The sequence below is a fragment of the Caulobacter sp. 05L422 genome, from assembly GCF_056397765.1.
The window spans coordinates 1-15,196 of the sequence record NZ_JBFTOB010000041.1; the positions used below are offsets into that span (position 1 = coordinate 1).

The window sequence follows — 15,196 nt, forward strand, 5'->3', positions numbered from 1 at the left end:
CGGCGTCGAACGGGGACAAAGCGCGTGTATTGCCCATTGGCCCGCGCCCTCGGCGGCCGGTTTCTCCCGAAAGGGATCGAGACCGGGTCCGGCTAAGCCTCAACAGGGCTGCCCACCGGATGCTGGCGGATAACGATGGCGCGGAGCGACTGGCTTCGTCGAAACGGTATTTATCTCAAAGCATCCGGACGTCGTCCGGCGCTCCGCGACCCTTTCCATTCCCTCAGCGGTTCCGCGTGAGGCGGCCCAGCCGTGTCCGCGAACACTTGCCCCCACCTGACGGCTTCGCGGTCTGTCGCGGCGAGGGGGCGGAGGAGAACGCGCGCCCTCTTCCCCCTTTGGGGGAAGACGACCGCGAAGCGGTCCGTAGGGGGCAAGTGTTCACCGCACCGAGCTTTCGTTTCCGCCCCGGGCCTTCTATATGCAACCGCTCCTCGACTCCCCCGGAAGACCCATGGCCCGCATCCTGATCACCTCCGCCCTGCCGTACATCAACGGCATCAAGCACCTGGGCAATCTGGCGGGATCGATGCTGCCGGCCGACGTCTATGCGCGCTTCCAGCGGGCCCGGGGCAACGACACGCTCTACATCTGCGCCACCGACGAGCACGGCACCCCGGCCGAGCTGGCCGCCGCCGCCGCCGGCCAGGACGTGGCCACCTACTGCGCCGAGCAGCACGTGCTGCAGCACGACGTCGGCCGCGCCTTCGGCCTGTCGTGGGACCATTTCGGCCGTTCGTCCTCGCCGCAGAACCATCGCCTGACCCAGCACTTCTGCGAGGTGCTGGAGGAGCGCGGCCTGATCGAGGAACGCGTCGACCAGATGGTCTATTCCATCGACGACAAGCGCTTCCTGCCCGACCGCTACATCGAGGGCACCTGCCCGCACTGCGGCTTCGAGAAGGCCCGCGGCGACCAGTGCGACAACTGCGGCAACCTGCTGGACCCCACCGACCTGAAGAACGCCTATTCGGTGATCTCCGGCTCGCGGAACCTGGAGGTGCGCGACACCCGCCACCTCTATCTTCTTCAAACGAAGATGGCTGATCGCATCAGGGCCTGGGTCGACGCCCACGGCGACTGGCCGCTGCTGGCCAAGTCGATCGCCTACAAGCACCTGGACGAGGGGCTGATCGACCGCGGCATCACCCGCGACCTGGCCTGGGGCATCCCGGTGACCAAGGGCGAGTTCCCGCGCCCGAGCTTCGAGGACAAGGTCTTCTACGTCTGGTTCGACGCCCCGATCGAATACATCGCCGCCACCCAGGAATGGGCCGAGGCCGGCGCGGACCGCGACTGGAAGTCGTGGTGGCGCACCGACGAGGGCGCGGAAGACGTCCGCTACGTCCAGTTCATGGGCAAGGACAACGTCGCCTTCCACACCGTCAGCTTCCCCGCGACCATCCTGGGCTCGGAAGAGCCGTGGAAGAGCGTCGACATGCTCAAGGCCTTCAACTGGCTGAACTGGTACGGCGGCAAGTTCTCGACCAGCAACCAGCGCGGCGTGTTCATGGACGCGGCGCTGGAGCTGCTGCCGCCCGACCTGTGGCGCTGGTACCTGACCTCGAACTCGCCCGAGAGCAGCGACACGGCCTTCACCTGGGAGCAGTTCGCCAGCGCCGTGAACCGCGACCTGGCCGACGTGCTGGGCAACTTCGTCAACCGCATCCTGAAGTTCACCGAGAGCAAGTTCGACGGCGTGATCCCCGACGGCGGCGCCCCCGGGCCGCTGGAGGAGAAGCTCTACGCCGACGTCTCGGCCCGCCTGGCCGACCTGGCCGAACAGATGGACGCCATCGAGGTGCGCAAGAGCGCCCAGGCCCTGCGGGCCCTGTGGGTGGTCGGCAACGAGTACCTGCAGGAAGCCGCCCCGTGGACGGCGATCAAGACCGATCGCGACCGCGCCGCCGTGATCGTCCGCACCGCCCTGAACCTGGCGGCGCTGTACGCCCGCATCTCCGCGCCGTTCATCCCGTTCGCCGCCGAGAAGATCAGCGAGGCCTTCAGCCAGGCCTATCCGGGCGCCTGGCCGACCACCGACGCCGCCGCCGAACTGTCGACCCTGCCGGTCGGCCTGTCGGTCCGCGCGCCGGAGGTGCTGTTCAAGAAGATCGAGGACGAGCAGATCGCCGAGTGGACCGCTCGGTTCGGCGGAGCCGAATAGGGTGACGAACCCGGTGGGGGCAGGGCGCCTTTCCTCCCAAACCCGCCTGGGCCTGTTCTACGTCGTCTCCTATCTCGGCACCGGCGTCAGCCTGCCCTACATCGCCACCTATTTCCGCTCGCGCGGCTTGACGGGGGCGGAGATCGGGGTGGTGCTGGCCGTGCCGCTGCTGGCGCGCCCGTTCCTGGGTCCGGTGCTGGCGGTCTGGGCCGACGGCTTCACCCTGCGCCGCACGCCCCTGGCCCTGCTGGCCCTGGGGGCGGCGGCCGGCTACCTGGCCATGCTGGCCGCGCCGGGCTTCTGGGGGCTGCTGGTCTGCTGGCTGGTGGGCATGACCTTCCTGACCACCCTGACGCCGCTGATCGACGTGATCACCCTGCGCCGCTCGCGCCTGGACGGCTTCAACTACGGCGTTCCGCGCGGCGCCGGCTCGGCGGCCTTCATCGTCGCCAACCTGGCCATGGGGGCGATCCTGGCGGTCATGGCGCCCAGCGTCATCGTCGCCTGGATCACCACGGCGGCGATCGGCGTGGCCGTGGTCTCGGCCCTGATCGTGCCGCCCGAACGGGTCCATGACGTCGGCGTCGTCAAGCCCGACCGCGCCGAGCGCTGGAAGGGCCTGGGCGGACTGCTACGCGACAGGACCTTCGTGCTGGCCGTGATCACCGCCGGCCTGATCCAGGGGGCGCACGCCTTCTACTACGGCTTTTCGGCCCTGCTCTGGCGCAACCAGGGGATTTCGGCGCCGATGATCGGCGTGCTGTGGGGCGTGGGGGTGGCCGTCGAGGTCGGCTTCATGTGGTTCGCCGAGCCGTGGCGGCGCAAGGTCGGGCCCGAGAAGCTGCTGGTGCTGGGTGGGGCCGCGGCCCTGCTGCGCTGGACGGCCTACGCCTTCGCCCCGCCGCTGTGGCTGCTGTTCCCGCTGCAGGCCCTGCACGCCCTGACCTTCGCGGCCAGCTTCATGGCCTCGCTGCGGCTGATCGAGCGCCTGGCCCCGCCGCAGAGCGCCTCGGCCGCCCAGGCGATCAACTCGGCCCTGTCGGCGGGCTTCATGCTGGGCGTCGGCACGCTGGCGGCGGGCCCGCTGTTCGACGCCTTCGGGACCAGGGGCTACCTGGCCATGGCGACGATGGGCGGGCTGGGGCTGATCGGGGCGGTGCGGCTGACGCGGCTCGCGCCGCGCCAGCCTTCCTGACCTAGATCTCGTAATCCAGCTCGCCTTCAAGCCAGGCGACGATCCGCTCGGCGGCGGCGACCGGGTCCATCTTCGTGGTGTCGATCCGCAACTCCGGCGTCTCGGGCGCCTCGTAGGGACTGTCGATGCCGGTGAAGTTCTTCAGCTGGCCCGCCCGCGCCTTCTTGTAGAGGCCCTTGACGTCGCGCTCCTCGGCCACCGCCAGCGGGGTGTCGACGAACACCTCGACGAACTCGCCGTCCTGCAGGATCTCGCGCGCCAGCCGGCGCTCGGCCCGGAACGGCGAGATGAAGGCGGTCAGCACGATCAGCCCGGCGTCGACCATCAGCTTGGCCACCTCGGCCACCCGGCGGATGTTCTCGACCCGGTCCTCCTCGGTGAAGCCGAGGTTCTTGTTGAGGCCGTGACGGACGTTGTCGCCGTCCAGCAGATAGGTGTGGCGGCCAAGGGCGTGCAGGCGCTTCTCGACCAGGTTGGCGATCGTCGACTTGCCCGCGCCCGACAGGCCCGTCAGCCAGACCACCCGGCCGCGCTGGCCCTTCAGCGCCGCCCGCGAGGCCTTGCTGACGTCGGTGTGCTGCCAGTGGATGTTGTCGGCCCGGCGCAGGGCGAAGTTCAGCAGGCCCGCCCCGACGGTGCGGTTGCTGATCCGGTCGATCAGGATGAAGCCGCCCAGGTCGCGGTTCTGGGCGTAGGGCTCGAACGGGATGGCCTGGTCCAGCGACAGGTTCACCAGGCCGATCTCGTTCAGCTCCAGCTTCTTGGCCGCCAGGTGCTCCAGCGTGTTGACGTTCACCCGGTGCTTGATCTCGGTGACGCTGGCGCCGACCATCCGCGTGCCGATCTTCAGCAGGTAGGAGCGGCCGGGAGGCAGGGGCTCGTCGTCCATCCAGACGACGGTGGCCTCGAACTGGCCGGCCACGGCGACCGGGTCGTCGGCGGCCACCAGGATGTCGCCGCGGCTGACATCGATCTCGTCGGCCAGGGTGATGGTCACCGACTGGCCGGCATAGGCCTCGGCCAGGTCGTCGGGCTTGGTGACGATGCGGGCGACGGTGCTTTCGCGGCCCGAGGGCAGGGACTTCACCCGGTCGCCCGGCTTGACGGTCCCGGCGGCGATCTGGCCCGAGAAGCCTCGGAAGTCGAGGTTCGGGCGATTGACCCACTGGACGGGCATGCGGAACGACTGGCTCCGCAGGTCGTCCTCGACCTCCACGCCCTCCAGCCAGTCCATCAGGATCGGACCGGAATACCAGGGCGAGTCCTCGCCCCGGCTGGCCATGTTGGCGCCGGTCAGGCCCGAGATCGGGATCGGGGTGAAGACCTCCAGGCCGATCTGGTCGGCGAAGGCGCGATAGTCGGCGACGATGCCGTCGAACGTCGCCTGGTCCCAGCCGACCAGGTCCATCTTGTTCACCGCCAGCACCACGTGGCGAATGCCCAGCAGCTTGACGAGGTAGCTGTGGCGACGGGTCTGGGTCAGCACGCCCTTGCGGGCGTCGATCAGGATCACGGCGGCGTCGGCGGTCGAGGCGCCGGTGACCATGTTGCGGGTGTACTGCTCGTGGCCGGGGGTGTCGGCGACGATGAACTTGCGCTTGTCGGTGGCGAAGAAGCGGTAGGCGACGTCGATGGTGATGCCTTGCTCGCGCTCGGCGGCCAGGCCGTCGACCAGCAGGGCGAAGTCGATCGCCCCGCCCTGGGTGCCGACCCGCTTGGAGTCGGCCTCAAGGGCCGCCATCTGGTCCTCGAAGATCATCTTGCTGTCGTAGAGCAGCCGGCCGATCAGGGTCGACTTGCCGTCGTCCACCGACCCGCAGGTGATGAAGCGCAGCAGCGACTTGTGCTGGTGGGCGACCAGATAGGCGTCGATGTCGTCGGCGATCAGGTCGGAGGGCTTGTAGATCGTATTCACTAGAAATAGCCCTCCTGCTTCTTCTTCTCCATCGAGGCGGACTGGTCATGGTCGATGACCCGGCCCTGGCGCTCGCTGGTGGTGGTCAGCAGCATTTCCTGGATGACCTCGGGCAGGGTGGAGGCGGTGCTTTCGACGGCCCCGGTCAGCGGGTAGCAGCCCAGGGTGCGGAACCGCACGCTCTTCATCTGCGGGACCTCGCCGGGGCGCAGGCGGAAGCGGTCGTCGTCGACCATGATCAGGCTGCCGTCGCGCTCGACCACCGGCCGCTCGGCCGCGAAGTACAGCGGCACGATCGGGATGTTCTCCAGATGGATGTATTGCCAGACGTCCAGCTCGGTCCAGTTGGAGATCGGGAAGACGCGCAGGCTTTCGCCCGGGTGCTTGCGAGTGTTGTAGAGCTTCCACAGCTCGGGCCGCTGGTCCTTGGGATCCCAGCGCTGCTCGGTGGTGCGGAAGCTGAACACCCGCTCCTTGGCCCGGCTCTTCTCCTCGTCGCGACGGGCGCCGCCGAAGGCCGCGTCGAAGCCGTACTTGGCCAGGGCCTGCTTGAGGCCCTCGGTCTTCCACAGGTCGGTGTGCAGGGCGCTGCCGTGATCGAACGGATTGATGCCCCGCGCCTCGGCGTCGGGGTTCTTGTGGACCAGCAAGTCGAAGCCCAGCTGCTTGGCGATGGTGTCGCGCAGCTCGTACATGGCCCGGAACTTCCAGGTCGTGTCGACATGCAACAGCGGGAAGGGCGGCTTGGACGGATAGAACGCCTTGGCCGCCAGGTGCAGCATCACCGCGCTGTCCTTGCCGATCGAGTATAGCATGACCGGGTTTTCGCACTCGGCCGCCACCTCGCGCAGGATGTGGATGCTCTCGGCTTCCAGGCGCTGGAGGTGCGTCAGTCGGGCCGGAGACAAGGCGCTAACAGAGGCGCTCATGGACGGGTCCGCAAAAGCGTCGTGCGACAGCGAAGCGACTTGGGTAGGGGGCAAAACGCGTATCCGCAAATGGAAAGCTCCGCCGACGCACAATGGCGCGACGACGGGGCGGTGATCCTGAGCGTGGACCTAGGTCTCGCGGGGGCGGCGGGCAAGGCGGGGAAATCTGCAGGCGCTGTGAGCTTCGATGGAGCCCAACTCGTGGAGCGGCGCCTTTCATGACCAAAAGTTCACTCGCGCCGGGCGCCGAAGCGCTGCATAACGCCGATATCGGAAAATGGGCCTCCCGATGTCATCCCTGGCTGAATTCATCGCCGCGATCATGCTCTGGCTTTCGTCGATGGCGCTTTGCCAGTTCGGCATGGCCGTCGAGCACCAGGCCAAGGCCCCGCCCAAGGCCGAGCGGGTCATCGCCCGCACGCCCCGTCAACAGGCCGTTCAAACCGTCGAGCGCTGTCCCCGTCTGCACAAGGCCGAGGTCAGCGCCTAAAGCCTTGCCGGGCCAAGCCCTGCGCCGGATGGGAATTCCGCTGGAACCCGCTATGCGGGCCGGCTTTTCGCCGCTAGGTTTATTCGTTGCGTGCGAGAGGGGCGTCCGCGCGGCGATGTTCATCCGGCCCCAAGCCGTTTCGCCCTGGGACTATGGCTGCGTATGAAGCCTAAGAAGCGCCAACCGCTTGATTTCACCGGCATTCCCGTGGAGCCGCCGGTCGAGGACGTCGGCCGTCCCGTCGAGACGGAAGCCGAACCCGATGCGGACGCGCCGGTCACCGAACCGGACCTTGATCTCGATATCGCCGCCGTTCCGGACGCGTCGGCCCCGCCGATTCTCGACCGCGGCCCGCTGGATCTCGCTCCCGAACCCGCGCCTGAGCCTCCCCCCGAGCCGGCTCCCGAAACGCCCCGCGCCAGCGCGCGTCGCGGCTTTTTCGGCGGCGCGCCGAAACAGCAGCCCGCGCCCAAGATCCTTGAGCCGATCGAACCGATCGAGCCTCCGAAGGTCGAGGTCGCGGCTCCCGAGCCGGAGGCCGTGATCGAAGCGGCCCCGGCGCCGAAGTCGAACTTCAAAGCGCCGGAACCCGAGCCCGATCCCGCGCCATTCTCGCCGGCTCGTGGTCGACGCAGCGCGCCGGTCGAAGCCGAACCCCTGGCCCCGCTTCCGTCTTTTCTGACCGCGCCCATCGCGTCGGCTCAGACCGCCCAGCCGCCGGCCCCGGTGGTCGAGCCTGAACCGCCGGCTCCGTCCAAGCGTTTCGAGGCGGCCGTGTCCAAGCCGCGCGAGACCCCGCCGATCACCCCGCCCGTCACGCCCCTCTCGCCGGCCCGCGAAGGCAAGAAGCCGATGCCCGCGCCGCTGTTCTGGAGCCTGGCGATCGCCGCCGCGGCGCTCTGGACGCTGGGGCCGATCGCTTTCGCCCTGGGCTATGGCCAAGGCGTGCCGTCCCTGAAGGTCGACCAGTTCGCCCTGATGGTGTTCGCCGCCCTGGCCGTCGGCCCGGCCGCCTTCACCCTGCTGGGCGCCTACATGCTGCGCCAGGCCATGGGCGTCTCGGCCGAGCTGAAGCACACGCGGATCATGACCGACCGCCTGGTCACCCCGGCCGCCCTGGCGGCGGCGGGCGTCGACGGCGTGGTCGAGCGCATCCGCAACCAGATCGACGCCGCCACGGTCGCCGCCGACGAAGCCCGCGTCCGCGTCCAGGAACTGCGCGAGGCCCTGGCCGAGGAAACCCTGGCCCTGGCTCAGACCACCACCGAATCCGCCCGCATGGTGCAGCAGCTGTCCGAGGGCCTGGGTCACGAGCGCCAGGCCATGCACGCGCTGTCGACCACGCTGGACGCCCAGTCCACCGCCGTGGTCGACGCCATCGGCAGCCAGGCGCGCATGGTCGCCGAGGCCTCCGACCTGGCCGAGACCCAACTGCGCGAAGCCGAGGCCGCCCTGGCCGCCCGCGCCGCCGACCTGGCCGCCGCCGCCGCCGAGGCCTCGGACGCCGCGCGGGTCGGGGCCGAGGACCTGTCGCGCCAGATCGCCCGCCTGGAAACCGCCGGCCAAGGCGTCGGCGACCAGATGGGCGCCGTCGAGCGCACCCTGGCCACCCAGCGCGCCGCTCTGGTCGCCGCCAGCCAGTCGCTGCGCACCGACCAGGAAGACTTCGCCGCCGAGAGCGAGACCCGCACCGCCCAACTGACCGAGTTCATCGGCCACACCCGCGCCGGCGCCACCGAGATGAGCGACATGGCGGCTATGGGGGCCGAGGTGCTGCGCGGCCTGATCGGCGCGGCGGCCCAGCAGCTGCGTGAAGTCGCCGAGACCGCCCGTGCCGAACGCGAGGCCCTGGCGGCCGAGACCTCCAGCGCCATCGCCGCCCTGGCCAGCGCCGCCGGCGGCCAGCGCGCCGACCTGGAAGCCGCGCTGGCCCAGGCCATGGAGTCGATGGCCGAGGCGGCCCGCAAGGCCAATGAAGGCGTCGAGCTGCGCGTCGACGCCGCCCGCGTCCGCGTCGACCAACTGAACGAGATCGCCTTCGCCGCCGGCCAGAAGGCCGACACGGTGTTCGAGTCCCGCATGGACGAGGCCCGCGACCTGATCGAGCAATCGGCCCAGGTGGTCGAGCAAGCCGGGGCCCGCACGGCCCAGAAGCTGACCGAGAGCGTCGAGACCGCTCGCGGGACCATCGCCGAGATGGAGGCCATGCTGGCCGATGTCGGCCGTCGCACCGCCGACCTGCCGGCCGAAGCCCTGGCCCGCGCCAACGAGGTCCGGGCCCAGATCGAGCAGGGCATCGAGGATCTGCGTCATTCCGCCCGCCGGACCGCCGAGGAGACCGCGGCGATCGACCAGGCGTTCCAGGAACGGGTCCGCCGCAACTACGACATGCTCAGCGAGGCCGTCGGCCGGATGGGGGCCGCGACCCCCGCCGCCGCGCCGTCCCGCGCCCCGCCGCCGCTGAACCGCCAGGCCCAGGCCGCGCCCCAGCCGGTTCCGCCGCCCGCCGCGCCGGCGGCTCCCAAGCCGGCTCCCAAGCCGGCGAATGGGCCCAGCGCCGAGGAGGCCGGCCTGCGTCCTCGCCTTCGCTTGACCCCCACCGCCTCCGACGACGAGTTCCGCTCCGTGTTCGACGCCGCCGGCGGCCGCAACGCCGCGCCGGCCCCGCCCGAACGGGGTGAACCGCAACAGGGCGGCCTGTCCTGGCGCAACCTGCTGTCGGGCCTGGAAAGCGTCGCGCCCGGCGACGCCGCCCTGGGCGAGAAGATGGCCGGCGAGATCCTGGCGATGGGCATCGACCCGACGGCCTTGCTGCCCCGCGCGCGCATCGACGAGATCGCCGCCACGATCCAGACCCACGACGAGGGCGGGGCGCGCGAGGTGGTCAAGAAACTGGCCCCGGCCGCCATTCGTAGGCTGGTCCGTCGGCTGTTCTCGGACGCCGCCCTGCGGGCCGACGCCGAGCGCTTCCTGCGCCGCTACACCGGCATGATGGACGAGGCCTCCGAGCAGGACCGCGAGGGCTTCCTGGTGGCGGCCCTGCTATCGTCCGACGCCGGCCGCGCCTATCTGCTGCTGGACGCCGCGTTCGGGGACTTGGCCTAGTGAGAATGGGCCTGACGTGAAAAGGCTGTTCGACGCGGCGGCGTCCGGGGCGGCGCTGCTGCTGCTGGCCATCCCGCTGCTGATCGTCGCGGCGGTGGTGCGCCTGACCTCGCCGGGGCCGGCGCTCTATTGGTCGCAGAGGGTGGGGCGGGGCAACGCCCTGTTCTCGATGCCCAAGTTCCGCACCATGCGGATCGACACCCCCGAGGTCGCCACCCACCTGTTGGGCGATCCAGACCGCTGGCTGACCCCGCCGGGGGCCTTCCTGCGCAAGACCAGCGTCGACGAGCTGCCGCAGCTGTGGAGCGTGCTGGTCGGCGACATGAGCCTGGTGGGGCCGCGCCCGGCGTTGTTCAACCAGGACGACCTGGTGGCCCTGCGCACGACGGCCGGCGTCGAGGCGCTGCGGCCGGGCGTCACCGGCTGGGCGCAGATCAACGGACGCGACGAGATCGCCATCCCGGAGAAGGTGGCCCTGGACGCCGAATACCTCCGACGCCAGGGGTTCTGGTTCGACCTGACGATCCTGCTGCGGACCGTGCTGCCCGTCGTGACGGGCAGGGGCGTGACGCGGTAAATGCTGAAGGGGACATGCGCATGCGCATGTCCCCAGCTCGTGCTCAGGCGAGCGCCGCGTACGCCTTCTCCAGCGCCGCCACGAACGTCGCGTTGCCCGCCAGGTCGCGGCTGAACACCGGCTCCAGCTTCAGGAACGCAGCCACGTCGGCCTTGGCGTCGCCGGTGCAGGCGGCCGCGGTCTCGACCAGGCGGTCGGCCAGCGGATCGACGATCTTCTCGCCCTCGGCGGCGCGGCGGCGGACGAAGTGCATCCAGGCGGCCAGAGGCAGCGCCAGGCGGTCGACCGAGCGGCCGGCCTCCAGCGCGTCGGCGACCGTGCCCAGGATGCGGAACGGCAGCTTCTGCGAGCCGTCCCAGGCGATCTGGCTCAGCAGGTGGCGGATCTCGGGGTTGCGGAACCGGCCCAGGATCGCCTGGGCGTAGGCGGCCAGGTTCAGGCCGCGCGGCGCGGTCAGGGTCGGGATGATGTCCTGGACCATCAGGTCCTCGGCGATCTTGGCCAGCTCGGGATCGCTGATCGCCTCGAACACCGTCTCATGACCCTTCAGCAGGCCGACATAGGCGATGGTCGAGTGGACGCCGTTCAAGAGCCTCAGTTTGGCGCGCTCGAAGCCGCGCACGTCGTCGGTCAGGGTCACGCCGACAGACGCTAGGTCGGGCGCTCCGTCGCCCAGCACGTCTTCGACCACCCACTGGGTGAAGGCTTCGCGCTGGATCGGCCAGGCGTCGGTCAGGCCGGTGGCCGTCTCGACCCGGGCGCGCAGGGCGTCGTCGGTGGCCGGAGTGATGCTGTCGACCATGGTGCGCGGGAAGCGGCCCTCGGCCTCGATCCAGGCGGCCAGGGCCGGGTCGATCGCGTCGGCGAAGGCGACGACAGCGGCCTTCAGGCGCCAGCCGTTGTCGGCGAGGTTGTCGCAAGCCACCACGGCGTAGGGCGGCAGGCCCACCTGGTGGCGACGACGCAGGCCTTCGACGACATATCCGACGGCGCTGACCGGCTCGCGCGGATGCGCCAGGTCGTGGACGATGTCCGGATGGGCCGTGTCCAGCTTGCCGTCGCCGGTCAGGCAATAGCCCTTCTCGGTGACCGTCAGGGTGACCATGCGGGTGGTCGGGGCGGCCAGGCGGGCGAAGACCGAGGGCGGATCCTCGGGCGCGACCAGCACCTCCAGGATCGAGCCGACCACGCGGAACGTGGTCTCGGCGTCCAGCTGGGCCAGGGTGTAGAGGCCGTCCTGCGGCTGCAGGGCGTCACGGACGCCCGGGCTCTTCAGCGACACGGCGCAGATCCCCCAGCGCGGATCCTTGGCCAGCAACTGGTCGAAATAGAAGGCCTGGTGGGCGCGGTGGAAGGCGCCGGGGCCGAAATGCACGACGCCGACCGTGACCTTGTCGCGGTCATAGGCGGGCAGGGCGACGCCCGGAATGGCGGCCGAATAGCTGACGGCGTTGAGGCGCAGCGGGCGGGAAAGGGTCTCGGTGGTCAAAGGGTTACACCTGATTTCCAGATGGCGATTTCACGCTCGCCGTTGAGTTCGGCCTTGGTGGGCTGGCCCGAGGCGGTGGCCACGACCAGATCCATCAGGGAGTCGGCCGTCGCGTCCATGGTCTGGCCCGATAGCACCACGCCGGCGTCGAAGTCGATCCAGCCCGGCTTGCGGGCGGCCAGGGCCGAGTTCGAGGCGATCTTCAGGGTGGGGGCGGGGAAGCCCAGCGGCGTGCCGCGACCGGTGGTGAACAGGATCACCGTCGCCCCGGCCGCCGTCAGGGCGGTGGACGACACCGCGTCGTTGCCGGGCGCCTCCAACAGGGTCAGGCCGTGCAGCCCGACCTGTTCGCCGTAGCGCAGCACCTCGACCAGCGGCGCGCGGCCGCCCTTCTGCACCGCGCCCAGGGACTTTTCCTCCAGCGTGGTGATGCCGCCGGCGATGTTGCCGGGCGAGGGGTTCTCGTAGATCGGCTGGTGGTTGTCGATGAAGTAGCGCTTGAAGTCGTCGATCACCCCGACGGCGTCGTCGAATACCTGGCGGGTGGCGGCGCGCGCCAGCAGCACGCCCTCGGCGCCGAACACCTCGGGGATCTCGGTCAGCACCGGCGTGCCGCCGGCGTCGGAGACCTTGTCGGCGATGCGGCCGACCAGCGGATTGGCGGTGACGCCCGAGAAGCCGTCCGAGCCGCCGCATTTCAGGCCCACCACCAGGTCCGACACAGGGGACGGCTCGCGGCGGTCCTTCTCGGCGATGGCGACCAGTTGCTCGACAGCGTCCAGACCGTCCTCCAGCTCGTCCTCGACCATCTGGGTGGTGAACGAGCGCAGGCGTTCGGGATCCAGGCCCGGCGCGGACTCCAGCAGGGCTTTCAGCTGGTTGTTCTCGCAGCCCAGGCCCAGGATCAGCACGCCGCCGGCGTTGGGGTGGGCGGCCAGACCGGCGATCAGCTTGCGGGTGTGGCTCAGGTCGTCGCCCAGCTGCGAGCAGCCGAACGGGTGGGGGAAGGCGAAGACCCCGTCGACGCGGCCGGCGAAGCGGGCGTTGGCCTTCTCGGCGATCCGGCGGGCGGTGTTGGCCACGCAGCCGACGGTGCACAGCACCCAGATCTCGTTGCGGGTGCCGACGCGGCCGTTCTTGCGGCGGTAGCCCAGGAAGGTCCCGGCCGGGGGCGCCGCGTGCGGCTCGGGATGGGCGTCGGCATAGGTGAAGTCCTCGACGCCCGACAGGCGGGTCTCGACATTGTGGACGTGCACATGGTCGCCGACCGCGATGTCGGCCGTGGCCCGGCCGATCGGCCAGCCGTATTTGAGCACGTCATCGCCCTTGGTCACGGCGCGCACGGCGATCTTGTGGCCCTTGGGGATGTCGGCGCGGGCCGTGATCGCCTGGCCATGAAGGTCCAGCGTCTCGCCCGAAACGAGGTCGCGCAGGGCCGTCGCCACGTGGTCGCGCGGGTCGACTCCGTGGATCGATTCGGCCGGACTGGAAGTTGGGTCGCCCATCAAAGCCTTGGTCATTGGAACTTTTCGTGCTGCCATCCCGTCTGTACGGCGGGGAAACCGGTGTCACCATAGGACATATACGTCCGGCGGTGCATTTGTAGCGACGCCGCCGTCGGTAGAGTATGACAAAACAAAACAACGATCGCTGTGTGGAAACGCTTTGACCTCGTCCAAGACCCCTTTGCCTGACCATGACGGCGTGGAAATCGACGTCGCCGAGGGCGGCCTCGAAGGCGGCCGCAAGCGCGCCACCATCAACGACATCGCCCGCCTGGCCGGGGTGTCGAAGAAAACCGTCTCGCGCGTCATCAACCAGTCGCCCTTCGTGCGCGACGAGACCCGCGAACGCATCGAGGCGGTGATCGCCGAGTGGGGCTATGCGCCCGACCCCCAGGCCCGGGGCCTGGCGTTCCGCCGCTCGTTCCTGATCGGCATGATCTACGACAACCCCAACCCGCAGTATGTCGTGAACATGCAGCTGGGTCTGCTGGACGGCATCCGGGGATCGGGCTTCGAGCTGGTGGTCCATCCCTGCGATCGTTCCAGCCCGACCTTCCTGCAGGACGTGCGCACCTTCGTGGAGCGGCAGAAGCTGTTCGGCGTGGTGCTGCCGCCGTCGGTGTCGGAAGACGAGCGGGTAGCCAAGCTGCTGCGCGAGATCGGCTGCGAATACATCCGCATCGCCTCGGTCGAGCTGGACAAGCCTGAGCACATGATCGTCGGCCATGACCGTCTGGGCGGCGAGGCCATGGGGGCCTATCTGGTCGAGCTGGGCCATCGCGAGATCGGCTTCATCAGCGGCCTTCCCAGCTTTCGCTCGTCGCACGAGCGGCGAGGGGGCTTCGAGGACGCGCTGAACAAGGCCGGCCTGGAGCTGAAGCCCGACTATGTCGTCCAAGGCGCCTACACCTTCGAATCCGGCCTGGCCTGCGGCGAGCAACTGCTGGCCAAGACGCCGCGGCCGACCGCGATCTTCGCCGGCAACGACGAAATGGCCGCCGGCGTCCTGCAGGCTGCCCGACGCGCCGGGCTGCAGGTTCCGGCCGACGTGACCGTGGTCGGCTTCGACGACTTCCAGATCGCCCAGGCCGTCTGGCCGCCGTTGACCACCATCCACATTCCGACGCGCGAAGTGGGCCGGATCGCGGCCGAGAAGCTGATCGGGGCGGCGGTTCGCGATAAGCGCGATCCCAACAGCACCATCCCCTATCTTGTGGTTCGGGAATCGTCGGGCGTCCCTCCGACAGTGTAGGGTCGGGGCGGCGCCTTTGGCTTGCATGGCGCCATGACACCGGTTACCAAGCGCGTCGAAAACGGCCCGTGGAAGCCGTCGGCGGAGTAGGGAGTAAATGACGCCATGACCCGGCCTCTGGTTTTTCACGACGACCGCCTGTTTCCGGCCGATGGGCGCACGCGGGAGATCGCGCGGGCGCTGTACGGCCAGGTCAAGGGCCTGCCGATCATCAGCCCGCACGGCCACACCGACCCGGCCTGGTTCGCGACGAATGCGCCCTTCGAGGACGCCACTGATCTCTTGCTGGCGCCGGACCACTACCTGTTCCGCATGCTCTACAGCCAGGGCGTCAGCCTGGATTCGCTGAAGGTCCGCTCCAAGGCCGGGGTCCCGAGCACCGATCCGCGCGAAGCGTGGCGCAAGCTGGCCGAGAACTTCTACCTGTTCCGCGGCACGCCCTCGTGGATGTGGCTCAACCACGTGTTCAGCCAGGTGTTCGGCTTCACGCAGTTCTTCGGCCCCGACAACGCCGACGACTATTTCGACCGCATCAACGAAGCCCTGGCCACCGAGGCCTTCCGGCCCCGGGCGCT

General features: G+C 69.6%; 11 protein-coding genes. 7 read left to right on the plus strand and 4 right to left on the minus strand.

Annotated elements, in window-relative coordinates:
• The first annotated feature begins 454 nt into the window (after positions 1-454).
• Positions 455-2,164 carry a methionine--tRNA ligase gene (gene metG / locus AC1DMQ_RS25500; protein WP_477036330.1) on the plus strand — a complete coding sequence of 570 codons (1,710 nt, stop codon included), beginning with the start codon at positions 455-457 and terminating at the stop codon, positions 2,162-2,164.
• A gap of 1 nt (position 2,165) precedes the next feature.
• On the plus strand, positions 2,166-3,359 hold the full coding sequence (locus AC1DMQ_RS25505; RefSeq protein WP_477036331.1) for an MFS transporter: 1,194 nt from the start codon (positions 2,166-2,168) through the stop codon (positions 3,357-3,359).
• 1 nt (position 3,360) lies between these two features.
• Here the strand turns inward: AC1DMQ_RS25505 and cysN are convergent, their stop codons facing one another.
• Together cysN and cysD are read right to left on the minus strand one after the other, a co-directional pair.
• Entirely contained in the window at positions 3,361-5,265 is a 1,905-nt protein-coding gene (gene cysN, locus AC1DMQ_RS25510; RefSeq protein ID WP_477036339.1) for a sulfate adenylyltransferase subunit CysN, read from the minus strand.
• Between the two features lie 8 nt (positions 5,266-5,273).
• Complete coding sequence (gene cysD / locus AC1DMQ_RS25515; protein ID WP_477036332.1) at positions 5,274-6,203, minus strand: sulfate adenylyltransferase subunit CysD; 930 nt, start codon at positions 6,201-6,203, stop codon at positions 5,274-5,276.
• A 289-nt stretch (positions 6,204-6,492) separates the two neighbouring features.
• Here cysD and AC1DMQ_RS25520 point away from each other — a divergent pair, with 289 nt between their 5' ends.
• From AC1DMQ_RS25520 to AC1DMQ_RS25530, 3 genes are all read left to right on the plus strand, one after another.
• On the plus strand, positions 6,493-6,693 hold the full coding sequence (locus AC1DMQ_RS25520) for a hypothetical protein (RefSeq protein WP_477036333.1): 201 nt from the start codon (positions 6,493-6,495) through the stop codon (positions 6,691-6,693).
• A 162-nt stretch (positions 6,694-6,855) separates the two neighbouring features.
• Positions 6,856-9,798: a coiled-coil domain-containing protein gene (locus tag AC1DMQ_RS25525; protein ID WP_477036334.1), complete on the plus strand. Its 2,943-nt coding sequence runs from the start codon at positions 6,856-6,858 to the stop codon at positions 9,796-9,798.
• Positions 9,799-9,814: 16 nt separating this feature from the next.
• Positions 9,815-10,375 carry a sugar transferase gene (locus AC1DMQ_RS25530; protein ID WP_477036335.1) on the plus strand — a complete coding sequence of 187 codons (561 nt, stop codon included), beginning with the start codon at positions 9,815-9,817 and terminating at the stop codon, positions 10,373-10,375.
• Between the two features lie 43 nt (positions 10,376-10,418).
• Here AC1DMQ_RS25530 and AC1DMQ_RS25535 read toward each other — a convergent pair whose 3' ends face one another.
• Both AC1DMQ_RS25535 and AC1DMQ_RS25540 read right to left on the minus strand, forming a co-directional pair.
• The gene (locus AC1DMQ_RS25535; RefSeq protein ID WP_477036336.1) at positions 10,419-11,864 is read right to left on the minus strand and encodes a mannitol dehydrogenase family protein; all 1,446 of its coding nucleotides are present in this window, start codon (positions 11,862-11,864) and stop codon (positions 10,419-10,421) included.
• A complete protein-coding gene (locus AC1DMQ_RS25540; protein ID WP_477036340.1) occupies positions 11,861-13,369 on the minus strand; it encodes a UxaA family hydrolase in 1,509 nt (502 codons plus the stop codon). Before AC1DMQ_RS25540 ends, AC1DMQ_RS25535 begins: the two co-directional genes overlap by 4 nt.
• Before the next feature lie 160 nt (positions 13,370-13,529).
• On the opposite strand from AC1DMQ_RS25540, the gene AC1DMQ_RS25545 reads away from it, so the two are divergent.
• Together AC1DMQ_RS25545 and AC1DMQ_RS25550 are read left to right on the plus strand one after the other, a co-directional pair.
• Complete coding sequence (locus AC1DMQ_RS25545) at positions 13,530-14,621, plus strand: LacI family DNA-binding transcriptional regulator (protein WP_477036337.1); 1,092 nt, start codon at positions 13,530-13,532, stop codon at positions 14,619-14,621.
• Between the two features lie 105 nt (positions 14,622-14,726).
• A partial coding sequence (locus tag AC1DMQ_RS25550) for a glucuronate isomerase (protein ID WP_477036338.1) occupies positions 14,727-15,196 on the plus strand: 470 nt, incomplete at its 3' end.